The 21,412-nt window shown below is 60.8% G+C and carries 20 protein-coding genes; 4 read left to right on the top strand and 16 right to left on the bottom strand.

Annotated elements, in window-relative coordinates; genetic code table 11:
* Nucleotides 1-50: 50 nt before the first annotated feature.
* The 3 genes from ACOCLD_RS14060 to ACOCLD_RS14050 form a co-directional block, all read right to left on the bottom strand.
* Nucleotides 51-1,736, bottom strand: coding sequence for a protein kinase domain-containing protein (locus ACOCLD_RS14060; protein WP_422909606.1), 1,686 nt, complete (start codon nucleotides 1,734-1,736; stop codon nucleotides 51-53).
* A 5-nt stretch (nucleotides 1,737-1,741) separates the two neighbouring features.
* Nucleotides 1,742-2,953: a nitrate/nitrite transporter gene (locus ACOCLD_RS14055; protein ID WP_257779515.1), complete on the bottom strand. Its 1,212-nt coding sequence runs from the start codon at nucleotides 2,951-2,953 to the stop codon at nucleotides 1,742-1,744.
* Nucleotides 2,954-3,669: 716 nt separating this feature from the next.
* Nucleotides 3,670-4,119 carry a thioesterase family protein gene (locus ACOCLD_RS14050; protein WP_233685115.1) on the bottom strand — a complete coding sequence of 150 codons (450 nt, stop codon included), beginning with the start codon at nucleotides 4,117-4,119 and terminating at the stop codon, nucleotides 3,670-3,672.
* Nucleotides 4,120-4,252: 133 nt separating this feature from the next.
* Here ACOCLD_RS14050 and ACOCLD_RS14045 point away from each other — a divergent pair, with 133 nt between their 5' ends.
* A complete protein-coding gene (locus tag ACOCLD_RS14045) occupies nucleotides 4,253-5,146 on the top strand; it encodes an alpha/beta hydrolase (protein ID WP_422909605.1) in 894 nt (297 codons plus the stop codon).
* On the opposite strand, the gene ACOCLD_RS14040 is transcribed toward ACOCLD_RS14045, so the two are convergent.
* From ACOCLD_RS14040 to ACOCLD_RS14025, 4 genes are all read right to left on the bottom strand, one after another.
* Nucleotides 5,143-5,934 carry an ABC transporter ATP-binding protein gene (locus tag ACOCLD_RS14040; RefSeq protein WP_233685113.1) on the bottom strand — a complete coding sequence of 264 codons (792 nt, stop codon included), beginning with the start codon at nucleotides 5,932-5,934 and terminating at the stop codon, nucleotides 5,143-5,145. The two genes, ACOCLD_RS14045 and ACOCLD_RS14040, sit on opposite strands and share 4 nt — an antisense overlap.
* A 10-nt stretch (nucleotides 5,935-5,944) precedes the next feature.
* Entirely contained in the window at nucleotides 5,945-6,796 is an 852-nt protein-coding gene (ntrB, locus tag ACOCLD_RS14035) for a nitrate ABC transporter permease (RefSeq protein ID WP_422911813.1), read from the bottom strand.
* 14 nt (nucleotides 6,797-6,810) lie between these two features.
* On the bottom strand, nucleotides 6,811-8,094 hold the full coding sequence (locus ACOCLD_RS14030; protein ID WP_422909604.1) for an ABC transporter substrate-binding protein: 1,284 nt from the start codon (nucleotides 8,092-8,094) through the stop codon (nucleotides 6,811-6,813).
* Between the two features lie 445 nt (nucleotides 8,095-8,539).
* Entirely contained in the window at nucleotides 8,540-8,857 is a 318-nt protein-coding gene (locus tag ACOCLD_RS14025) for a transcriptional regulator (protein WP_233685110.1), read from the bottom strand.
* Nucleotides 8,858-9,056: 199 nt separating this feature from the next.
* Here ACOCLD_RS14025 and ACOCLD_RS14020 point away from each other — a divergent pair, with 199 nt between their 5' ends.
* On the top strand, nucleotides 9,057-9,452 hold the full coding sequence (locus tag ACOCLD_RS14020) for a hypothetical protein (RefSeq protein ID WP_422909603.1): 396 nt from the start codon (nucleotides 9,057-9,059) through the stop codon (nucleotides 9,450-9,452).
* 64 nt (nucleotides 9,453-9,516) lie between these two features.
* Here ACOCLD_RS14020 and alaC read toward each other — a convergent pair whose 3' ends face one another.
* The 5 genes from alaC to acnB all read right to left on the bottom strand — a co-directional run bounded on the left by alaC (nucleotide 9,517) and on the right by acnB (nucleotide 15,882).
* Nucleotides 9,517-10,755 (bottom strand): alanine transaminase, encoded by a 1,239-nt coding sequence (gene alaC, locus ACOCLD_RS14015; protein WP_422909602.1) that lies wholly within the window; start codon nucleotides 10,753-10,755, stop codon nucleotides 9,517-9,519.
* Nucleotides 10,756-10,961: 206 nt separating this feature from the next.
* Nucleotides 10,962-11,540 carry an ANTAR domain-containing response regulator gene (locus ACOCLD_RS14010; RefSeq protein WP_422909601.1) on the bottom strand — a complete coding sequence of 193 codons (579 nt, stop codon included), beginning with the start codon at nucleotides 11,538-11,540 and terminating at the stop codon, nucleotides 10,962-10,964.
* Between the two features lies 1 nt (nucleotide 11,541).
* The gene (locus ACOCLD_RS14005; RefSeq protein ID WP_422909600.1) at nucleotides 11,542-12,738 is read right to left on the bottom strand and encodes a CmpA/NrtA family ABC transporter substrate-binding protein; all 1,197 of its coding nucleotides are present in this window, start codon (nucleotides 12,736-12,738) and stop codon (nucleotides 11,542-11,544) included.
* A 191-nt stretch (nucleotides 12,739-12,929) separates the two neighbouring features.
* A complete protein-coding gene (locus tag ACOCLD_RS14000) occupies nucleotides 12,930-13,139 on the bottom strand; it encodes a YgdI/YgdR family lipoprotein (RefSeq protein WP_257779524.1) in 210 nt (69 codons plus the stop codon).
* 133 nt (nucleotides 13,140-13,272) lie between these two features.
* On the bottom strand, nucleotides 13,273-15,882 hold the full coding sequence (acnB, locus tag ACOCLD_RS13995) for a bifunctional aconitate hydratase 2/2-methylisocitrate dehydratase (protein ID WP_257779529.1): 2,610 nt from the start codon (nucleotides 15,880-15,882) through the stop codon (nucleotides 13,273-13,275).
* 403 nt (nucleotides 15,883-16,285) lie between these two features.
* Between acnB and ACOCLD_RS13990 the strand changes: the two genes are divergently transcribed.
* Nucleotides 16,286-16,762: a DUF1289 domain-containing protein gene (locus ACOCLD_RS13990; RefSeq protein ID WP_422909599.1), complete on the top strand. Its 477-nt coding sequence runs from the start codon at nucleotides 16,286-16,288 to the stop codon at nucleotides 16,760-16,762.
* A 56-nt stretch (nucleotides 16,763-16,818) separates the two neighbouring features.
* Here ACOCLD_RS13990 and ACOCLD_RS13985 read toward each other — a convergent pair whose 3' ends face one another.
* Nucleotides 16,819-17,682, bottom strand: a complete 864-nt coding sequence (locus ACOCLD_RS13985) for a universal stress protein (RefSeq protein WP_422909598.1) — start codon at nucleotides 17,680-17,682, stop codon at nucleotides 16,819-16,821.
* Between the two features lie 243 nt (nucleotides 17,683-17,925).
* Between ACOCLD_RS13985 and ACOCLD_RS13980 the strand changes: the two genes are divergently transcribed.
* Nucleotides 17,926-18,531, top strand: a complete 606-nt coding sequence (locus ACOCLD_RS13980) for a tRNA-(ms[2]io[6]A)-hydroxylase (RefSeq protein ID WP_233685102.1) — start codon at nucleotides 17,926-17,928, stop codon at nucleotides 18,529-18,531.
* 49 nt (nucleotides 18,532-18,580) lie between these two features.
* On the opposite strand, the gene ACOCLD_RS13975 is transcribed toward ACOCLD_RS13980, so the two are convergent.
* The 3 genes from ACOCLD_RS13975 to ACOCLD_RS13965 all read right to left on the bottom strand — a co-directional run bounded on the left by ACOCLD_RS13975 (nucleotide 18,581) and on the right by ACOCLD_RS13965 (nucleotide 21,231).
* Complete coding sequence (locus ACOCLD_RS13975) at nucleotides 18,581-19,915, bottom strand: SPFH domain-containing protein (RefSeq protein ID WP_422909597.1); 1,335 nt, start codon at nucleotides 19,913-19,915, stop codon at nucleotides 18,581-18,583.
* A 96-nt stretch (nucleotides 19,916-20,011) separates the two neighbouring features.
* Nucleotides 20,012-20,740, bottom strand: a complete 729-nt coding sequence (lpxH, locus tag ACOCLD_RS13970; RefSeq protein ID WP_422909596.1) for a UDP-2,3-diacylglucosamine diphosphatase — start codon at nucleotides 20,738-20,740, stop codon at nucleotides 20,012-20,014.
* Nucleotides 20,737-21,231 (bottom strand): peptidylprolyl isomerase, encoded by a 495-nt coding sequence (locus ACOCLD_RS13965; RefSeq protein ID WP_233685099.1) that lies wholly within the window; start codon nucleotides 21,229-21,231, stop codon nucleotides 20,737-20,739. Before ACOCLD_RS13965 ends, lpxH begins: the two co-directional genes overlap by 4 nt.
* Nucleotides 21,232-21,412 lie beyond the last annotated feature (181 nt).

Below are 21,412 nucleotides of genomic sequence, written 5' to 3'. Positions count from 1 at the left end.
TTTACGCACCCTTTCAAGGCGGCTTGCGCTGGATTGGTGCGTGCTTTACCTCAGTGCATCAGGCTGATCAGCAGCACCAGATTCAGCACCAGGGAAAACAACGCCAGGCCACGCCAGACGCGCAACGGCTCGCGCTCAAGCAATGGCCGAGGGCGGCTGCTGATGGCCTGGCGTTCGCCCTGTTCAAGGTTGTGCAGCCACTCTTCGGCGGTTTCATAGCGTTGCTGCGGATCGGCATTCAGCGCTCGCGCCAGGTTGTCATCGAGCCAGCCGGGCAGGTCCGGTCGGTAGCGACTGGCTGCTGTGGGCTGGCCGAAGCGTGGGTGCTGAAAGGCTTCGATTTCCCCATAGGGGTAATGACCGGTGAGTAGTTGGTACAGCGTTACGCCGGCGCTGTAGAGGTCTTGCTGCGGCCCCGGCACGGCCCCGGCAAACGCTTCCGGGGCGATATAGCTGGGTGTGCCGGGCAGCTCGTTGGCTTCATCACGGCTCAGGCCGGGGCAGTAGGCCAGGCCGAAATCCACGATGCGCAACTCGCCATCATCACCCCACAGCAGGTTCTCCGGCTTGATGTCGCGGTGCAGGATATTGCGCCTGTGCAGCATGCCCAGCGCCTTGAGCAGGCGTGGGGCGATATCCAGCCATTGCGCCAGACCGAGCGGGCCGTTCAGACGCAGGTGTTCGGCGAGTGTCTGGCCGGGGTATTCACGTTGCACGTAGTACAGGTGCTGACGTTGCGGCAGGGCATGCACCTCGGCGAAGCAGCGTCCGGCCACGCGGCGCAGAAACCATTCTTCTAGCAGGAGCGCGGGGCCGGCCTGGGTTTCATCCGCTCGGCTACTGGGCAGGGTTTTCAGCAGCCAGCGCCGGCCCTGGGTGTCACGCACGCGGTAGAGCAGGGACTGACGCGATTCACTCAGCAAGCGCTCGACCTGCCAGCCTTCAAAGGTCTGGCCTTCGCGCAGCCTGGGCGGCAGGGGCCAGTGCTGCAGTTGCGCCAGGGTGTCGGCTAGATCGCTCTGCGGCAGAGCCTCGACCCGCAGCAGCAAGGCGCTGGCGTTGTCCTGGCTGCCGGCCAGGTGCGCGGCGCGGACCAGGGCGCGGCTGGCGGCCGGGAGGTCCGGCTCGTCACGCAGAATCGCCTGAATGCCGGCATCACCGAGGCTGGCCCAGACCCCGTCGCTGACCAGGGCAAAGCACTCGCCCTGGCGCAGTTCGCCGTCGAGGTAATCCATCACCAGGTGCTGATCCAGGCCCATGGCGCGTTTGAGCACATGCTGCATGCCTGGCTGTTCCCACACATGGTCTTCACTGAGCCGTTCAAGACGCCCGGCAAACCAGCGGTAGGCACGGCAATCGCCAATATGCGCGAGGGTAAAGCGCCGGCCGCGCAGGATCAGCGCGCTGAGGGTAGTGAGCAGCGGCTGGCCGCCGCCATTGGCTTGCAGCCAGCGGTTATGTGCTACCAGGATGCGTTCCAGCGACTGGGTAACGGCCCAGGTTTCCGGAGTCGAGTAATAGTCCAGGGCCAGCGCCTGCAAGGTGGCGCGGGCGGCCAGGCCACCATCGGCGCACTGGCTGACACCATCGGCCAGGGCGAACAGGTAGCCCTTGCTGGCCGCCAGCGCCGGGGCCGGCGTCACGATGCGCAGGGCATCCTGATTCTCAGTGCGTGGCCCGGTGGCACTGGCTTCGCCGAAGCTCAGCTGCAGGGCCGACGCTGTTGGCTCGGACATCGGCTTTATACTCGCGCGGCCGTGACGGCCGCGCTGCCCCAGGTAGTGCGCCAGCGGCTTTTAACGCTGAGCAGGCCGAACCAGGCCAGTACACCCAGACTGGCGAACAGCCACAGGCCCAACTGGTAATCACCGGTCTGCTGCTTGATGGTGCCCAGGCCGGCGGCCAGGAGAAAACCGCCGATGCCGCCGGCCATGCCGATCAGCCCGGTCATTACGCCGATTTCCTTGCGAAAGCGCTGCGGTACCAGTTGGAACACCGCGCCGTTGCCGGCGCCAAGGCCAAGCATGGCGGTGACGAACAGCGTCAGCGCGGCGGCCGAGCTGTCCAGGTTGAAGCCCACTGCGGCGATGCTCAGCGAGGCCAGGGTGTACATCATCAGCAGCGAGCGAATGCCGCCGATACGGTCGGCCAGTGCGCCGCCCAATGGGCGCATCAGGCTGCCGGCGCAGACGCAGGCGGCGGTGTAGTAGCCGGCAGTCACCGGGTTCAGGCCGTACTGGTCGTTAAAGTAACCGGGCAGGGCGCTGGCCAGGCCGATAAAGCCGCCGAAGGTCACGCTGTAGAAAAACATAAACCACCAGCTGTCGCGGTCACCCAGGGCTTTCAGATAGTCGGCCAGGGCTTTGGGCTTTGGCCGCTCGGGGGCGTTCTTGGCCAGCAGGGCAAAGATCAGCAGGGTCGCCAGCAACGGGATCAATGCCCAGCCGAAGACGTTCTGCCAGCCAAACAGCGCGGCCAGCCCGGGGGCGAATAGCGCCGCCAGCACAGTACCGGAGTTGCCGGCACCGGCAATGCCCATGGCCTTGCCCTGATGCTGCGGCGGATACCACTGCGAAGCCAGCGGCAGGGCCACGGCAAAGGCCGCGCCGGCAAAACCAAGGAACAGGCCGAGCAGCAGGGCCTGCTCATAGCTGCTGATGCCGATCTGCCAGGCACAGAACAGCGCCACGATGACGATCACCTGGCCAATCAGGCCCGCGCTCTTGGGCGATAGGCGATCAGCCAGGAAACCCATCAGCAAACGCAGCACGGCACCGGCGAGAATCGGAGTGGCGACCATCAGACCGCGTTGCTGGGCGGTCAGGTCGAGATCGGTGGCAATCTGCACAGCCAATGGGCCGAGCACGTACCAAACCATAAAACTCAGGTCGAAATAGAGGAAGGCGGCAAACAGCGTTGGGGTGTGGCCGGCTTTCCAGAAACTCGTATTCATCGCAAACCTCGTTCAGCAGATAAGGGTCCCGGCCGGGGTGCAGTTCGCCATGATCGTGGGCATGGCGGCTGCAACCCGCCGGGGGAGGTGGTGCACTTGTGGTGCGCCACCCTGGGGCCGAAGCCTCAGTCGGGTTGAGAGAGTTACCAGCGCCAACCCTGGATCGCAGGGCAGGTGCCAGCCCCAAACGCTGGGGCGTAAAACGCAAAACGCCGCATACACCGAAGGCCCTTGGGCGTGGTGGATGCGACGTCTTTGTCGTTTGTTAAGCGGCCGCCATTGGCTACTTGTGGGGTTGTCTTAGCAAGAGCTGCGCCAAGGCTGCAGGTGCCGGTTTACCTGGCTGTTGTGGGTGGGCGCGCTGCAAAATGAGGCGTGATGTGGTGGGGGCGCTCCCGAATGGGGCGCAGCGCCCATGCCCGGTGCGGCACCAGGTGTCGAGGAGGCAGGCCGAGAGGCCTTGGTCAGCCGTCGCTGTATCAGTGGTGACTGCGTACGGCTTTGCAGGTGGCATCCAGTGCGGCAGCACTCAACGCTTGTGTGGGTAGTGGAAGGGTCAGAAGGGCCAGAGCGAGTAGGTTGCTCAACAGCCCTGCGTGGCGGACATGGCTGCGCGTGGTTGGCATAGCGATTCCCCTGCTTTTGTTGTTCTGCCTAAGGCGTAGCAGAGGATGTGCCAGCTGTCACGTTGAGAGCTGGTTAATTGTTGATCAGCCTTACGGCTGATCCAGCCAGTTGACCTTGCTGAAGGTGGCGCTGAAAGCTGCCGGCATCGGCACCACCTTGCCCAGTTTGTAGTTGAAGAAGACAAAGCCCGACTTGGCCATGGCCACCAGGCTGCCATCGGCCGGGCGGGTGATGCGGAAGGTGATATCGCCGCCGTACTTGTTGAAATCCATCACGCCGACCTCGAATAGCAGCTGGTCGCGGGCGTGGGCTTCGGCGCGGTAGGTGGTGGCCAGGTCGGTAACGATGATCCCGGTGCCATCTTCCTGGGTTTCGACGATGCCGAACTCGAACAGAAAGCGCGCCCGCGCTTCGGAGATCATCGAAATCATCGAGTCATTGCCCAGGTGATTGGCGGCATTGATGTCGGTCACCCGCACGGTCAGGTGGGTGCTGTAGCAGAATTGGTCTTCGGGAAATTCAAGGGTCAGGCGGGCCATGCCAGCATCCGGTCGTCAGTCAAAGGTGGCGAATGTTAACCCTGTTCGCATCTGCCTGGCAGACGCTGATGCAGCTCACGGGCAAAACGGCGATGATCTGCCAATCATCCAGATGGCATGGGGCAGGTCAGGCATGAGACTCGGACGATTGAGCAGCGGCGCGCTGCTGATGCTGTTGTGGGTGGTGGATGTACAGGCGCAGGGGCTGCGCGATGCCCTGAGTGACCGGCGCAGTGCCAGGAGCGCCGCGCAGCTCGGCGCCGAGCTGCTGGCTGATCTGCCGTATGGCACGCACGCGCGTCAGCGCCTGGATGTCTACCGTCCACTGCAGGCCAAATCGGCACCGATTCTGCTGATGGTGCACGGCGGTGCCTGGAGCAAGGGCGACAAACGCATGGGTCGGGTGGTGGAGAACAAGCTGGCGCGCTGGCTACCCCAGGGCTATCTGTTTGTCTCGGTGAACTATCGCCTGCTGCCGGATGCGATGCCCATTCAGCAGGCCGAGGACATAGCCCAGGCGCTGAGCTATGTGCAGCAGCACGCGCGGCAGTGGGGAGGGGATCCGCAGCGGGTGGTATTGCTGGGGCACTCGGCCGGTGCGCATCTGGTCAGTTTGCTGAGTGCCGATGACGCCATTGCCAAGCGGTATGCCGCGCAGCCTTGGCTCGGTACGGTGGCGCTGGACAGCGCAGCCTTTGATGTCGACAGCATCATGCGTGGCAAACATTACCGCCTGTACGACCAGGCGTTTGGCGCGGAGCCCAAGTACTGGCGCATTGCTTCGCCGTATTGGCGTTTACAGCCGGTCGGTGCGCCGCTGCTGGCGGTGTGTTCAAGCAAGCGTGAGGAGGCATGCCGTCAGGCTGAAGGCTTTGCCGAACGCGGTCAAAAGATGGGGAGGCAGGTCGAGGTTTTGCCGCAGGCGCTTTCGCATGGCGAGATCAATGGGCAACTGGGCGAGCCTGGTGCATATACCGATGCGGTTGAATCCTTCTTCAACCGCATCGGTGCCACAGCAAAACCTTAAGCTGCCGGGCGCTGCTGACGCTGGTAGAGAAACTCCAGCACGGCGGTGCGGTAGGCGTGATAGTGCGGGTCGTTGGCCAGGGCCAGGCGATCGCGCGGGCGCGCCAGCTCGACCTTGACGATATCGCCCACGGTCGCCGCCGGGCCGTTGGTCATCATCACGATGCGATCCGACAGCAGCACGGCCTCGTCAACATCATGGGTGACCATCACCACCGTGCTGTGGGTTTCGCCGACGATGCGCAGCAACTCGTCCTGCAGGTGCGCGCGGGTCAGGGCATCCAGCGCGCCGAAGGGTTCGTCCATCAGCAGCACTTTGGGTTGCATGGCCAGGGCGCGGGCGATGCCGACACGCTGCTTCATGCCGCCGGAGATTTCATTGGGGTGCTTGTAGGTGGCGTGGCTCAGGCCGACCATGGCCAGCGCCGCTTCGGTGCGCTCCTTGAGCTGGGCCTTGCTTTCCTTGCCAGCGAAGACCTTTTCCACCGCCAGGTAGACATTGCCGTAGCAGGTCATCCAGGGCAGCAGGCTGTGGTTCTGGAACACCACGCCGCGCTCAGGTCCCGGGCCATCGATCTCACGGCCGTTGCAGATTAGCCCGCCCTCGCTGGCCTCGAGCAGGCCGGCGATCAGGTTGAGCACCGTGGATTTACCGCAACCGGAGTGGCCGATCAGGGTGACGAATTCACCCTTGGCAATGCTCAGGTTGACGTCGCTGAGCGCCTGAAAGCGGCCTTTCTTGGTGTCGAAGTGTTTGCTGACGTTGGTCAGTTCGACGAACTTGTCCATGGCGAACTCCTTAGTTGGCGTAATCAAAGCGCTTGGCCAGCAGGAGCAGGGCTTGCTCCAGGGCCAGGCCGACCAGGCCGACGATGATGATGGCGATGAGGATGTGTTCGACGTTGAGGTTGTTCCACTCATCCCACACCCAGAAGCCCAGGCCAGTGCCGCCGGTGAGCATTTCTGCGGCGACAATCACCAGCCAGGCCACGCCAATGGCCAGACGAATGCCGGTCATCAGGTGCGGCAATACGGCAGGAAACAGGATGCGCGTGAGCACCTTGAACTCCGACAGCTTGAGCACGCGGGCCACGTTCAAATAGTCCTGTGGCACGCTGGCCACCCCGGCTGCGGTGTTAAGGATGATTGGCCAGATGGAGCTGATAAAGATCACCCAGATCGACGCCGGGCCAGCCGCTTCGAACACCAGCAAGCCGATGGGCAGCCAGGCCAACGGCGACACCGGGCGCAGCAGGCTGATGATCGGCGAGAGCATGCCGGCGAGAAAGGCAAAGCGGCCGATGGCAAAGCCCAGCGGAATGCCGATCAGCGCGGCCAAGCCAAAGCCGATACCGACACGGCCCAGCGAATGCAGGATGTTCCAGCCGATGCCCATATCGTTGGGGCCGTTGTCATAGAACGGGTCAGCGAACAGCTCCAGGGCCGATAGCCAGGTGCTCAGCGGGCCGGGCAGCCCCTCGCTCTTGCTCGCAATCAGTGCCCACAGGCCGATAAACAGCATGATGCCCAGCACTGGCGGAATAAGCGCTTTGAGCGCGTTCTGCAGGGCCGTTGTGCCGGGTAGGCTCAGGCGCGTGGCTGTTGTGCTGGGAAGCGCCTGGGGGAGTGGGGTTTTCAATGGTGCATTCATCATGATGCTCCCTGTCAGGCTTTGATCGCGAATGAATTGGCATAGGCTGCCGGGTCCGCACCATTCCACACGCTGCCATCAATCAGTGTGCTGCTGCGCAGCGAACTGGCCGGCACAGGGATGTTCAGCGCACTCGCGGCTTCCTTGTACAGCGCCACCTGATTGACCCCGGCGGCGACGGCGGCGTAGTTCGGGTCTTGCTTGATCAGGCCCCAGCGCTTGAACTGGGTCATAAACCACATGCCGTCGGAGTGGTAGGGGAAGTTGACTGCGCCGTCCTTATGGAAAGCCATGGCATGCTCGTCCTTCCAGCTGTTGCCCAGGCCGTCTTCGTAGTGGCTGAGGAAGCGTGGCTCGATCACCTTGACCGGCGCATTGACGTAAGCCTTGCCGGCAATCAGCTTGGCCGTGCTCTTGCGGTTTTCTTCGCTGGCTTCGATAAACCGGCTGGCATCCAGCACCGCCATGACCAGCGCGCGGGCCGTATTGGGGTATTGCTCGACAAAGGCGCGGCTGGTGCCGAGGACCTTTTCCGGGTGATCTGGCCAAATCTGCTGGGTGGTCACGGCGGTGAAACCGATCTTGTCGGCAATCGCCCGCGCGCCCCAGGGCTCACCGACGCAGAAACCGTCCATATTGCCGACACGCATATTGGCGACCATCTGCGGCGGCGGCACGACGATGGTTTTTACGTCGCTCATCGGGTTGATGCCTTGGCTGGCCAGCCAGTAATACAACCACATGGCGTGGGTGCCGGTGGGGAAGGTCTGGGCGAAGGTCAGCGGGTTGCCGCCTTTTTTTACATGCTCGGCCAGTTGCGCACCGTTGGTCACGCCGGCCTCTTTGAGCTGCTTGGAGAGGGTAATGGCCTGACCGTTCTGGTTCAGCCCCATCAGTACGGCCATGTCCTTCTGCGGCCCGGCGATACCCAACTGGGCGCCGTACATCATGCCGTACAGCACGTGGGCGGCATCCAGCTCGCCGGTGTTGAGTTTGTCGCGCACTCCGGCCCAGGAGGCTTCCTTGCTTGGGGTGATGCTCAGGCCATATTTCTCGCCAAAGCCCTGGGTGGCGGCAACCACCACCGATGCGCAATCGGTGAGTGGAATAAAACCGACTTTCAGCGCGGCTTTCTCCGGTGCATCGGAACCGGCGGCCCAGGCTGCGCTGCGCAGGCTTGCCGGTGCGCTCAGGCCCAGAGCGGCAACACCACCGACGGTGCCGGCCACGGCGATTGAGGTTTTCAGGAAATTGCGGCGGCTGTGCAGGCTTGGGTGCTTCGAATCACGATCAGTCATAGGTCTGTCCTTTCTGGCCGAAAACGGCTGAAACAAAAAACGGCGTACGCCAGGCCACCTCGATTGAAGTGACCTGACGGACGCCGTTGTCCGTGATCCGCGGCTCACCGCCGTTGGTGGGCTGCGCAGGAATCTTGCGGGGATATTTGCAAGGGGCTTGCCAGATTTACCGAAGGGCGCTGATGAGCAAGCACCTGGCTGCTGTGGGACAGGCTCGAATGAGTCTCAGCTTGGGAGGCCTAAGGTTTATAAATCATGGGTTTATGCATGAAATTGAATGCGGGATAGAACAGCAAATAGTCGCCGTGGCGGCGATTTGTACCGCGGCTGAGTAACGCGCTGCCCAGGCGTGTTGGGCCAATGCTGTGCATGGCTGAGCGGCTGTCGGGTGCTTTTGCTTCGACTTGGTGCCGTACGCACCCAGGCGCGATAACAGCTCAGCGCTTCAACGTGACAGCGATTTGCCCTGGGTTTCTTCGACAAACTCCCTGAGCCAGCGCAGCACTTCAACCGCCTCCCAGCGCGACGGGTCGAACATGGCGTAGGCCAGGCCCTGATAGCCGACCACATCCAGTTGGCGGTGATAACCGGCGCGCTGCAACAGGGCTTCGATCTCGGCAAAGCAGGTATTGAAGTGCACCCGTGAAAACGGTGTCTTGCCCTCGGTAACGATGCCTTCGAGCTGCAATTCATTGACGGTGGCCCGGACTTTATCCAGGGGCATGCGGTTTACGCTGTGTTTCAACTGCATTACGTCGAGCATCGGGATACTCCTGTTAACGCCTTGTTATGAGCCCGTTAGCCGGGCTGAACGGTTGGCTGGATGGCAAGACCAAGGGTAATCGAAAAATACTGTACAAATAAACAGTATTCGATAATAGTAACCCCAAGCCTTCACCAATCAATCGCGCCATCTGCCCATAAAGCCAATGGCCACAGGCACTGCAGAGGAGTCACTGACAATGCAACAGATGCTGATGACAATTGTGCTGTTGAGTCTTTTAACCGGTTGCGCACAACCGCAGCTGGATCAACCCAGGGCCAATGGCACTTACCTGGTGATCGAGAACAGCCAGGCCTGGGCCGTGCTGGTGTCTGACGGCAAGCGCGTGGAAGAGCAGGGCACGGTGGTGGATGTGATCAAACTGCCCAGCGAGGATTCTGCCGTGGCTGCCAGTTACGTGATTGAAACGGCCAACTGTGGCCGTGTGCAGTGGTTGAGCGAACGCTCGGATGCTGCCGACGGCATGACCACGCTGATGTCATTGCACAGCAACAACCAGCAGTTGGGACAAAGCGGCTGTGTAATCGCCGAAGGGCTTAGTCGGGTATGGACGGTGCTGGACTATTCGAGTTGATACAGATCGAGCATCAACAGCGGTGGGCTAGCCAGCCAGTACGGCTAACCCACCTTGGCCTTGCTTAAGGCGTGGGCTTGGCAGGTTTACTGGCTGCCGGGGTATCGAGCAAACCGTCGGCACGGAACATGGCCTTGATCCCGCGAATGGCCTGACGGGTGCGGTCCTGGTTTTCGATCAGAGCAAAGCGCACATGGTCATCGCCGTAATCACCAAAACCGATGCCGGGAGAGACGCAGACCTTGGCCTCCATTAGCAGCTTCTTGGCAAACTCCAGCGAGCCTAAGTGGGCGTAAGGCTCGGGGATCTTTGCCCAGATGTACATCGAGGCCTTGGGGTTCTCGACCATCCAGCCAATTTCATGCAGGCCTTTGACGATAACGTTGCGGCGCTGGCGGTATTGCTCGGCGATATCGCGCACGCATTGCTGATCACCTTCCAGCGCAGCAATCGCAGCGACCTGCAGCGGGGTAAAGGTGCCGTAGTCGTGGTAGCTCTTGATTCGCGCCAGGGCGCTGACCAGCTCCGGGTTGCCGACCATAAAGCCGATGCGCCAGCCGGCCATGTTGTAGCTCTTCGATAAGGTGAAGAACTCCACGGCAATATCCTTGGCGCCCGGCACCTGCATGATTGAAGGCGCTTTCCAGCCGTCGTAGACGATATCGGCGTAGGCCAGGTCGTGAATCACCAGCACGTCATATTGCTTGGCCAGGGCCACCACGCGCTCGAAGAAGTCCAGCTCCACACATTGCGCAGTGGGGTTGGAGGGGAAGCCGAGAATCATCATCTTTGGCTTGGGGATCGATTCGCGAATCGCCCGCTCCAGCTCGGCGAAGAAGTCCACGCCAGGCACCAGCGGCACGGAACGCACCTGGGCGCCGGCGATCACCGCACCGTAGATATGAATCGGGTAGCTGGGGTTCGGCACCAGAACGGTGTCGCCGTGGTCCAGGGTGGCCAGCATCAGGTGCGCCAGGCCTTCCTTGGAGCCGATGGTGACAATCGCTTCGCTTTCCGGGTCGATCTCGACCTCGTAGCGGTCCTTGTACCAGCGCGAGATGGCGCGGCGCAGGCGTGGAATGCCGCGTGAGGTGGAGTAGCCATGGGTGTCTTCACGCTGGGCAACCTGCACCAGTTTTTCGACGATATGCGGCGGCGTGGCACCGTCCGGATTGCCCATGCTGAAGTCGATGATGTCTTCGCCACGGCGCCGCGCGGCCATCTTCAGTTCAGCGGTGATGTTGAAAACGTAGGGGGGGAGTCGATCAATGCGCGCAAAGCGGCGCGAAGCTTGGTCAGCCATGCTTTCCTCGGAGACGTAAGCGCCCGGAACCGTCCGAGCGACGTTGGCCAGTGCGCTGGCCAGGCGCGAAGATAAGCGGGGCGCAGTGGTGCTGTCTAGAGCAGTTGCCGTGAAACTCGGCAGTACAGCCGTAGTTGGTAGTCGTAGCCCGGATGCAATCCGGGGGGCGCAATCCCCGGATTGCATTCGGGCTACAGGAGCGGTGGTTAGCTGCCGAGCATGTCGTGCATGGCAATGATCTGTTCGGCCACCTGCGCGAGCTTCTGCTGGCGGCTCATGGCCTGGCGACGCATCAGGGTGTAGGCCTGCTCCTCGTCACAGCTTTTCATCTTCATCAGCAAGCCCTTGGCCAGTTCGATGCGCTTGCGCTCGGCCAGCTGGGCATCGCGTGCCTGCAACTGCGCGCGCAGGGCTTGGTCGCTCTCGAAACGGGCCATGGCCACATCCAGAATCGGTTGCAGGCGCTGGGCGTGAATGCCTTCGACAATATAGGCGCTGACGCCGCTCTGAATCGCCTGGCGCATCACGCTGGGGTCATGCTCGTCAGTGAACATGACAATCGGCCGCGGTTGGTCGCGGCTGACCAGTACCACCTGTTCCATCACATCGCGGCTGGGTGATTCGGTGTCGATCAGAATCACGTCGGGGCGCACCGCTTCGACGCGTTCAGGCAGGTCGATGGTCAGGCCGGATTCGTCGATGACCTCGAAGCCGGCTTCGCTCAATGCCGTTTTCAGACGGCCGACTTTCTTCGCCGTGTCGTTGATCAGCAGAATGCGCAGCATCTCAGCAGCTCTCCCGCAGTGCGCCAGCCGGTGCGTCAAACCGGGCATGCAGGGCAAAGCTGCGGGCATAGCCGGCCGGGTCGCTGCCGTCCCAGGTCGGGCCGTCGAGCAACTGGCTGCTGCGCATGGGTGCTGGTACGGCTATGCCGAGGGCGTTGGCGGCCTGCTGATAGAGTTCAAGCTGCTGCACCTGACGGGCGATGGCCAAATAGTCCGGATCTTCACGTAGCAGGCCCCAGCGGCGGAACTGGGTCATAAACCACATGGCATCTGACAGGTAAGGCATGTTGACCGCGCCCTGGCCATGGAAGCGCAAGGGGTGAGCGTCCAGCCAGGCATGGCCGAGACCGTCCTGATAGTGGCCGAGAAAGCGCGGTTGAATGGCTGACAGCGGGGCGTCGACATAGTCATGACCGCTGAGCAACTGGGCGGTGCTGCGGCGGTTTTCCTCGCTTTCATCAATAAAACGGCTGGCTTCAAGCACCGCCATCACCAGCGCGCGGGCGCTGTTGGGGTGCTGGCGGACAAAGGCACGGGTACAGCCCAGCACTTTTTCCGGGTGATCGGGCCAGATCGCCTGGATAGTGGTCAGGGTGCAGCCGAGATTTTCTTCCACGGCCTTGGCGGTCCAGGGTTCGCCGACGCAGAAACCGTCGATACGCCGGGCCTTGAGGTGTTCGATCATCTGCGGCGGTGGCACCACCACGCTGTCGACGTCGCGCAGTGGATGAATGCCCTGGCTGGCCAGCCAGTAATACAGCCACATGGCATGGGTACCGGTGGGGAACGTCTGGGCGAAGGTCAGGCGTGCTGCATGTTGGTGCACATGCTGGCTGAGTGCCTCGCCGCTGGTCACGCCGCTGGCTTGCAGAGGCTGTGACAGGTTGATGCTCTGGCCATTCTGGTTCAGCCCCATAAGTACGGCCATATCGGTAGCGGGGGCACCACCCAGGCCCAGTTGCACACCATAGATCAGGCCGTAGAGGCTGTGCGCCGCATCCAGCTTACCGCTCAACAGCTTGTCGCGCAGCCCAGCCCAGGAACTCTGCCGCTGCAGGTTGAGAGTCAGGCCATGCTTCTCGGCAAAGCCCTGGGTGGCGGCGACGATGACTGACGCCGCATCACTCAGGGCCATAAAACCGATATTCAGTACCGGCTTTTCCGGTGCATCGCTGCTGCTGATTTGCTGCTCACTCATGGTTCTTTCCTATGCACACACAAAAAGGTGCCGTGCCACTCGCAGCCTTCGCCTGGAGTGATACGACACCATTGTCTGGTTGAAGCGTTTCCGCCGTTGGAAAGGCCTGGTTGATACCTAGCAATGCATATGCCAGTCGCCGCACATATAACAAACCCCGCCGTAGCGGGGTTTGTTATATGTGCGGTAACTCAGCGTTCCAGCATCTGCTTGACCGAGCTCTGCGGAATTTGTTGCTTGCGGCCTTCGCTGTCAGTGAATTCGAGCATCCCGGTCCCTTTATCCAGGCGCGGTTTCCCGTCGCTGGTGAGCATTTGCCCGTCGGTGGTACTGATGATGTATTCGCTGCTGCAGCCAGCCAGGCTGAGCAGGCAGAGCGCAACAATGATCCCGTGCTTCATAAACAACTCCTGATGGTCCGTGGTGCGTTATTACACCCCCATCTCAGAAGGTAGCTTCTGGCCTCTATCGTGCAAGCCAGGCACACATAAAAAACCCCGCACTAGGCGGGGTTTTTTATTTCACAGCTGATGCTTAGATCTGAACAGTCGGGATCTTGGCGTTGGCTGCTGCTTCGCGGAACTCGGCAATCTGGTCGAAGCTCAGGTAGCGATAGATATCGGCAGCCATGCTGTCGATGTTCTGCGCGTACTGCATGTACTCTTCAACAGTCGGCAGCTTGCCAATGATCGAGGCTACTGCTGCCAGTTCGGCAGAGGCCAGGTATACATTGGTAGCGTCGCCCAGACGGTTCGGGAAGTTACGGGTCGATGTGGAAACCACGGTCGAACCGGTCTGTACGCGGGCCTGGTTACCCATGCACAGCGAGCAGCCCGGCATTTCCATGCGCGCGCCAGCCTTGCCGTAGATGCCGTAGTAGCCTTCTTCGGTCAGCTGGTGAGCGTCCATCTTGGTCGGCGGAGCCAGCCACAGACGGGTCGGAATACCACCTTTGACCTTGTCCAGCAGCTTACCGGCAGCGCGGAAGTGACCGATGTTGGTCATGCACGAGCCGATAAACACTTCATCGATCTTCTCGCCGGCCACGGTGGACAGCAGACGGGCGTCATCCGGGTCGTTCGGCGCGCAGAGCACAGGCTCTTTGACGTCGGCCAGATCGATTTCGATGATCTCGGCGTACTCGGCGTCCTTGTCGGCTTCCAGCAGTTGCGGGTTGGCCAGCCAGGCTTCCATGGCTTTGGCGCGACGCTCCAGGGTACGGGCATCGCCGTAACCTTCAGCGATCATCCAGCGCAGCATGGTGATGTTGGACTGCAGATATTCGGCGATGGCCTTTTCCGGCAGCTTGATGGTGCAGCCGGCAGCGGAGCGTTCAGCCGAGGCGTCGGACAGCTCGAATGCCTGTTCAACGGTCAGCTCGTCGAGACCTTCGATTTCCAGGATGCGACCAGAGAAGGCGTTGATCTTGCCTTTCTTCTCAACGGTCAGCAGGCCTTGCTGGATAGCGTAATAAGGAATGGCGTGGACCAGGTCACGCAGGGTGATGCCCGGTTGCAGCTTGCCTTTGAAACGCACCAGCACCGACTCCGGCATGTCCAGCGGCATAACGCCAGTGGCAGCGGCGAAGGCGACCAGACCGGAACCGGCCGGGAAGCTGATACCCATCGGGAAGCGGGTGTGCGAGTCACCACCGGTACCGACGGTGTCCGGCAGCAGCATGCGGTTCAGCCAGCTGTGGATGATGCCGTCGCCTGGACGCAGGGATACGCCGCCACGGGTACGGATGAAATCCGGCAGGGTGTGGTGGGTATTGACGTCGATCGGCTTCGGATAGGCCGCAGTGTGGCAGAACGACTGCATCACCAGGTCGGCGGAGAAGCCCAGGCAAGCCAGGTCTTTCAGCTCGTCGCGGGTCATCGGGCCAGTGGTGTCTTGTGAGCCCACGGTGGTCATCTTCGGTTCGCAGTAGGTGCCTGGGCGTACGCCTTGACCTTCTGCCAGACCACAAGCGCGGCCGACCATTTTTTGCGCCAGGGTGAAGCCTTTGCCGCTGTCGGCCGGAGATTCCGGCTTTTTGAACAGGGTGGATGGAGCCAGGCCCAGTTCGGCACGCGCTTTCTCGGTCAGGCCACGGCCGACGATCAGCGGGATACGGCCGCCAGCACGGACTTCGTCAAGCAGCACGTCAGTTTTCAGCTGGAAGCTGGTGACCAGTTCGTCGCTGCCATGACGGCGCACTTCGCCCTTGATCGGGTAGACGTCGATGACGTCGCCCATGGCCAGGTTGGTGCAGTCGAATTCGATCGGCAGGGCGCCGGCGTCTTCCATGGTGTTGTAGAAGATCGGGGCGATCTTGGTGCCGAAGCAGAAACCACCGGCGCGCTTGTTCGGAACAAACGGAATGTCATCACCGAAGAACCACAGCACCGAGTTGGTGGCGGATTTACGCGAGGAACCGGTACCTACAACGTCACCGACGTAGGCAACCGGGAAGCCTTTGGCTTTCAGGGCTTCCATCTGCTTGATCGGGCCAACCGAGCCAGGTTGATCCGGGTTGATGCCGTCACGGGCCATTTTCAGCATGGCCAGGGCGTGCAGCGGGATGTCCGGGCGGGACCAGGCATCCGGGGCCGGCGACAGGTCGTCGGTGTTGGTTTCGCCGGTGACCTTGAATACGGTCAGGGTAACTTTTTCCGGAACCGCTGGGCGGTTGGTGAACCATTCGCCTTCAGCCCAGGCATTCATCACGGCTTTGGCGTTGGCATTGCCTGCTTTGGCTTTCTCAGCGACGTCGTGGAAGGCGTCGAACATCAGCAGGGTGTGCTTGAGCTGAGCGGCAGCCACTTCGGCCAGCTCAGCGCTGTCCAGCAGCTCAACCAGGGTGGCGATGTTGTAGCCGCCTTGCATGGTGCCCAGCAATTCAACTGCGCGGGTTTTGCTGATCAGTGGGGAGCTGGCTTCGCCTTTGGCAATGGCAGACAGGAAGCCTGCTTTGACATAAGCCGCTTCGTCCACACCTGGCGGTACACGGTTGGTGATCAGATCAACCAGAAAGGCTTCTTCGCCAGCTGGCGGGTTCTTCAGCAGCTCGACCAGGCCTGCGGTTTGTTCGGCGTTCAGCGGCTGGGGCACGATACCCTGAGCGGCACGCTCTGCTACGTGGTTGCGATAGGCTTCAAGCACAGTTATTACCCTCATCAGTGGTCCCGAGGTTGGCCGGGACGCGATCCAGAAAACACCGAACCAGGCGCTTTGTGGCTTTATGGGCCGCTCAGCCGAGGTTTCGCTGTTTTCTTGCAGAAGCTGTTTTCAAAGTTTTACGCCGGCAGGACGGGCTTGATGAGGGCTGGTGCAGACACTTGAAGGGTGGCTCAAGGGTCGGCACCAACATCGAACCTGCAGGATTGACTGTGCTCGTGACGCTTTGAAAACAGCTTCCAACGGACGTTGCTGCCTCTAAAAGGCCGGCCGATTCTACTGGAAAGCTTTTATAAAGTTAAGCCAAAGGCCCCGCTTATCTGGGGGTGATCTGCCTTAGACAAAGGGCTAAGATGCCAGCCTGTTCTGCTGCCCCATGCCTTTCGTTATGTCCAATCAGCGTATCAAAACCCCTTGTGTCGGTCTGTGCTCCACTGTTTACGGCGATTTGGTCTGCCGTGGCTGCAAGCGCTTTCACCATGAGGTTACGCACTGGAACGGCTATAACGAGGACGAAAAGCATGCGGTCTGGATGCGTTTGGAAGTCTTGCTGGTGCAGGTCATGGCCGCCAAGGTCGAGGTTTTCGATGCGCAACGTTTGCGCGCTCAACTGGAACAGCGGCAAATTCGCTTTGTGGCGCAGCAGTCGCCGTATTGCTGGGCCTACCAGCTGATTGCCCGCGGTGCACGGGTGATCAGCCAGTTGGAAGCCTACGGCATGGTGCTGCTACCGGAGTTTCGTGACTGGGCATTGCCGGAATTGCGCGATGCCATTGACCGCGAGTTCTTTCTGCTTTCCGAGGCGCATTACGAGCGCTATATCGCACCACGCTTTCTCAGTGAGGGCTTGCAAGCGCGGATATGAGCCGTAGATAAGACGAAAAAGCCGCCAATGGGCGGCTTTTTCGTTGCTTGGCGGCCCTAGCGTTGGGCGACCAGATCTTCCAGATGGGCAATGATGTCGTCCGGTTTGAGCACCAGGATGTCGCTTTCCAGCGAGTCGAGAATCACCTCGGCGGTATTGCCAATCAGCGCGCCGGAGATACCTGTGCGCGCGACGGTGCCGATCACCGTCACGCCGGCGTTGAGGCGGTGCGCAGCCTGCGGGATCAGCACATCGGCTGGGCCTTCGGCGATATGCAGGCGCTCGTCGCTGATCTCGTATTCAGCCTGGAAGGCTTTGCATTGTTCGCGGTAGCGCGCCTCGATGGTCTCGCGCAGTTGGAAGGTCGGGTCGGCGGCCGAGAGCATGGGCGCCGGGTGAGCGCTGATTACATGCAGTTCGGCCTTGGCCAGGGCGGCAATATCAAAGCCATGGCTGACGATGCTGGTGTGCAGGGTGCGGTGTTCGCTATCGGCATTGCCCACATCGACTGCGGCCAGAATTGCGGTGCCGGCCCAGGATTTTTCAGTTTTCACCATCAGCACCGGTGCCGGACAGTAGCGCAGCAATTTCCAGTCGTCGGGGGTGAGTAGGGCTTTTTTCAACGGGTTGTCGGGAAAGTGCTGCTTGATCACCAGGCCGCAGCCTTCGGCTTGCTGCACGTTGATGATGGTCTGGTGTTGAGTTTCATCCCAGGCCTGCTGGCTGGAGGTGCTGAACCCTTCGCTGTTGAGCAAGCCGGTTAGGTCGCGCAGGTAACTGGTGTGATCACTTTTCTTGTCGCACACCAACAGGTGCAGATGTGACTGGGTTACTCCGGCAATCAGCTTGGCGCGTTTGAGTGCCAAGTCTTTGCTGTGATTGGGCTCCATTACCACCAGAATGCTGCGTATAGCTTGCATGATCATCTCCATGTGCAATCAGTTGAACTGTTTATCACTATAGATCGCAGCCAGTTGCTCTGTGCTTGACCAGTGTCAATCGAGTGGCTGTTGGCGCGCTCATTCGTATAATGGCCGCCTGTTAGCTGCGCCACTCAAGCCCGCCCATTTTTGTGAATTTATGTATCTGTTAGCTCAAGTCGACGTATTGCCACGCTGTTTTGCTCCTCCGCCCCGGTTTTGCCCGGTAATGGGGCTGCCGTCATGAACCTGCCGGAAATCCACGAGTTCCTCGGTTGCCGCACGCCGGATGCCTGGATCACCGCCGCCCTGGCTGATCAGCAGACGCTGCTGATTGACCACAAGAACTGCGAGTTCAAAGCCGCCAGCACGGCGCTGAGCCTGATGGCCAAGTACAGCACCTATGTTGACTTGCTCAACGCCATGTCGCGCCTGGCCCGTGAGGAGTTGGTGCACCATGAACAGGTGCTGCGCATCATGAAACGCCGCAAGATCGGCCTGCGCCCGGTGTCGGCGGCGCGCTACGCCTCGGGCCTACGCAAGGTGGTGCGTACCCACGAGCCGCACAAGCTGGTAGATACCCTGGTGGTCGGTGCATTTATCGAGGCGCGCAGCTGCGAGCGTTTCGAGGCCTTGGTGCCGCATCTGGATGAAGAACTGGGCAAGTTCTACTTCGGCTTGCTGAAAAGCGAAGCGCGGCATTTCCAGAATTATCTGAAGCTGGCTTATCAGTACGGCGATGCCCGTGATGTTGACCAGGCCATCGAGCGGGTGAGGGCGGCGGAGCGCGAGCTGATCGAGTCGCCGGATACCGAGTTCCGCTTCCATAGCGGTGTGCCAATGCTCTAAAACAACAAAGCGCCCAGTGGGCGCTTTGTTGTTTATGGCTTTACGGGGGTTACTGCTTGACACTCATGTCCAGCGCCAGATCGCGCGCTGCCTTGGTCGCCAATACGCCCATTAGCTGGCCAATTTCATCCTGGCGGCTGCTGCTACCGTCCTTGCCTGCACCCATCATCACGCTGGGTACCGGAGCCTGCGAGGCTGCCTGCGCCCATACCTTGTTAATCTCGATCAACGCATCGAGCTTGGGCTGCAGCGCACCGTCCGCCTTGATCACCGCTTCACGGGCATAGGCCTCGGCATCTGCGGTGATTTTCGTGGCATCGGCGGTGATGGCGGCCTTGTCGCGCAGCAGTTCGGCGGTTTGTTTCTCGATTTCAGCGCGGCCTTTTTCTCGTTCGGCGTTGATACGCGCCAGTTGCTTCTCGGTTTCTGCCTGGGTGGTGCGTTCGATCTGGTCGCGCAGGGTTTCCTGGCGGCGCGCTTCCACTTCTTTTTCACCGCGGGCGGTGACCAGCAGCTTCTCTTCTTCTTCCTTCAGGCGGTTCTGCCGCGCCACGGCCAACTCAGCCAGGGCCTGCTGGACTTTAACCATACGCTGTTTGTATTGCGGATTAGGGTCGACGTTGGTGATGCGTGCTTCCACCACTTCCACGCCATATTTGCGGAACTGTTGTTGCTTGCGTACGGGGATGCCTTTGCTGTCCATGACCTTTTCGGTGACGAACTGGCTGACGTTGTTGTCGCCGAACGCACCTTGTTCAGTGCCGGCCTGCAGGATTGCGGTTTGAGTGGGCTGGTGGCCGCGCGTGCCACGCACTTCCTTGCGTTTGATCAGGTACAGGCCGTCATTGAGCTGGTTTTCGAACTCGGCGGCGAATTCGCTGCGAGCGCCGGCATAGAAATCGTCGGCGCTCATCAGTGAGGCTGTGGCCTGCAGGGTTTCCTTGATGGCCGGTACGAGAGCGGTGGTGATGAAGTTTTCCGGGTTGCGGTATTCCTGGGCAATGATCAGGAACTGATCGCCGGTGGGCAGGCGAAAACGTGCCGAGGACTCGACCTTGGCGTCGACGTTGCCGAGAAACACAATGGGGAAGGCTTCGATGGTGGCGCCGAGTGAGTCGTTGTCGCTGTTGTCGTTGATGGCCAGGGCTTCGGTCAGGACCGATTGCACGCTGAGGGCCTTTTTCCAGGCGGTGGCGCGGCCGAACCATTTGGTCGCGTAGCCCACATCGTCGACGACTTTTTCTTCACCGAAGATGGTGCGCACGTGGGTGGCGAACCCGGCTTCGTTGTAGAAGAACACGCTGTTGAAGGTGACGAAGCCCACGGCGACCAGCGCGGCGGGGGCAATGGCGTATTTGAGGATGTGTTCCTTGCTGATCAGCATGATCGGTCCCTGATGGCGTTTTGAGGCCGCCGATGCTGATGATCGGCGAATCGTCCGTCAAGGACTGCTCAGTGCTTTGTGCGCGCCGTCAAAGTTTCACGCAGGTTGAAGATCGAAGGCGCTTTGCTGCAAGCCTTGAGGGTCTGCCTGCAGTGCCCAACCCTGCTTATCCCAGTCGCCGAGTACGATGCGTTGCGCCGCCTGACCATTAACCTGCAGGTCATGGGTGGCCGGGCGATGGGTGTGGCCATGGATCAGCGTTTGCACGCCGTAAGCAGCCATGATCCGCGGCACTTCACCGGGGGTAACGTCGACAATCGCGCTGGCTTTCATCCGCGTTTGCGTGCGGCTTTCATTGCGCAGTTTGCGCGCCAGTTTTTGTCGGATGCGCAGCGGCAGATTGCGCAAAATAAACAGTGAAATCGGGTTGCGCAGCCAGCGCCGCAGCTTCATATAGCCAATGTCCTGGGTGCACAGGCTGTCGCCGTGCATCAACAGCACGCGCTGACCATTGAGTTCGATCACGCTGGGGTCGGGCAGCAAGGTGCAGCCCGCTTCGCGGCAGAAGGCCTTGCCGAGCAGAAAGTCGCGATTGCCGTGCATCAGGTAAATGCGTGTACCGCGCTCACTGAGTTGGCGCAGGGCCTGGGCAATCGAACGTTGAAAGGGGGTTATCGCATCGTCGCCGATCCACACTTCGAAGAAGTCACCCAGGATATACAGCGTCTGAGCCTGAACCGCGCGGGTTTCGAGAAAATGCAGAAACGCCCGGCTGATGTCCGGGCGCTCCTGTTCAAGATGCAGATCGGAGATCAGTAGTATCACTCAACGATCTCGGCGCGCTCGATGATCACGTCATCAACCGGTACATCCTGGTGGCCGGATTTGCTGGTGGTGGCGACGCCTTTGATGGCGTTGACCACGTCCATGCCTTCAACCACTTCACCGAACACCGCATAGCCCCAGCCCTGCACGGTCGGTGCGCTGTGGTTGAGGAAGCTGTTGTCGGAAACGTTGATAAAGAACTGCGCGGAGGCCGAATGCGGCTCCATGGTGCGAGCCATGGCCACGGTGCCGATCTTGTTGGCGACGCCATTGTTGGCTTCGTTCTTGATCGGGGCGCGGGTGGTTTTCTGCTTCATGCCTGGCTCGAAACCGCCGCCCTGGATCATGAAGTTGCTGATCACGCGGTGGAAAACGGTGTTGTCGTAGTGACCTTCTTTAACGTACTGCTTGAAGTTGGCCACGGTTTCCGGGGCTTTGTCTTCGAACAGGTTGAGGGTGATAACGCCGTGGTTGGTGTGCAGCTTGATCATGGAGGTAATCGCTCTGTCGATAAATCCGTGAGCCGCTGAATTTCCAGCAAAGGGCATTGCAGCGGTTCTTGGGCCTGTCAGGGGGTTGACAGCTTCGGCTATGATAAGCGCTTTGTATAAGTCGGCCTACCCTGAGAGCCTGTCCACAACCTGCTGCGCGTTGGCAAAACGGCGCTGAAAA

The organism is Pseudomonas cimarronensis, from assembly GCF_049331905.1.
GTDB lineage: Bacteria > Pseudomonadota > Gammaproteobacteria > Pseudomonadales > Pseudomonadaceae > Aquipseudomonas.
Note: the sequence above shows the minus strand (reverse complement) of the source record. Positions and strands in the feature narration are given on the sequence as shown.

Excerpts from the sequence above, each read along its gene's own strand:
- ACOCLD_RS14050 (WP_233685115.1), bottom strand. The coding sequence starts at position 4,119 with ATGGCCCGCCTGACCCTTGAATTTCCCGAAGACCAATTCTGCTACAGC.
- ACOCLD_RS14025 (WP_233685110.1), bottom strand. The coding sequence starts at position 8,857 with ATGCTCGACGTAATGCAGTTGAAACACAGCGTAAACCGCATGCCCCTG.
- ACOCLD_RS14000 (WP_257779524.1), bottom strand. The coding sequence starts at position 13,139 with ATGAAGCACGGGATCATTGTTGCGCTCTGCCTGCTCAGCCTGGCTGGC.
- ACOCLD_RS14040 (WP_233685113.1), bottom strand. The coding sequence starts at position 5,934 with ATGGACAAGTTCGTCGAACTGACCAACGTCAGCAAACACTTCGACACC.
- ACOCLD_RS14010 (WP_422909601.1), bottom strand. The coding sequence starts at position 11,540 with ATGCTGCGCATTCTGCTGATCAACGACACGGCGAAGAAAGTCGGCCGT.
- ACOCLD_RS13990 (WP_422909599.1), top strand. The coding sequence starts at position 16,286 with ATGTCCAATCAGCGTATCAAAACCCCTTGTGTCGGTCTGTGCTCCACT.
- ACOCLD_RS14060 (WP_422909606.1), bottom strand. The coding sequence starts at position 1,736 with ATGTCCGAGCCAACAGCGTCGGCCCTGCAGCTGAGCTTCGGCGAAGCC.
- ACOCLD_RS14020 (WP_422909603.1), top strand. The coding sequence starts at position 9,057 with ATGCAACAGATGCTGATGACAATTGTGCTGTTGAGTCTTTTAACCGGT.
- ACOCLD_RS13975 (WP_422909597.1), bottom strand. The coding sequence starts at position 19,915 with ATGCTGATCAGCAAGGAACACATCCTCAAATACGCCATTGCCCCCGCC.
- ACOCLD_RS14045 (WP_422909605.1), top strand. The coding sequence starts at position 4,253 with ATGAGACTCGGACGATTGAGCAGCGGCGCGCTGCTGATGCTGTTGTGG.
- ACOCLD_RS13965 (WP_233685099.1), bottom strand. The coding sequence starts at position 21,231 with ATGATCAAGCTGCACACCAACCACGGCGTTATCACCCTCAACCTGTTC.
- ACOCLD_RS13980 (WP_233685102.1), top strand. The coding sequence starts at position 17,926 with ATGAACCTGCCGGAAATCCACGAGTTCCTCGGTTGCCGCACGCCGGAT.
- alaC (WP_422909602.1), bottom strand. The coding sequence starts at position 10,755 with ATGGCTGACCAAGCTTCGCGCCGCTTTGCGCGCATTGATCGACTCCCC.
- ACOCLD_RS14005 (WP_422909600.1), bottom strand. The coding sequence starts at position 12,738 with ATGAGTGAGCAGCAAATCAGCAGCAGCGATGCACCGGAAAAGCCGGTA.
- ACOCLD_RS14055 (WP_257779515.1), bottom strand. The coding sequence starts at position 2,953 with ATGAATACGAGTTTCTGGAAAGCCGGCCACACCCCAACGCTGTTTGCC.
- ntrB (WP_422911813.1), bottom strand. The coding sequence starts at position 6,796 with ATGAATGCACCATTGAAAACCCCACTCCCCCAGGCGCTTCCCAGCACA.
- ACOCLD_RS13985 (WP_422909598.1), bottom strand. The coding sequence starts at position 17,682 with ATGCAAGCTATACGCAGCATTCTGGTGGTAATGGAGCCCAATCACAGC.
- ACOCLD_RS14030 (WP_422909604.1), bottom strand. The coding sequence starts at position 8,094 with ATGACTGATCGTGATTCGAAGCACCCAAGCCTGCACAGCCGCCGCAAT.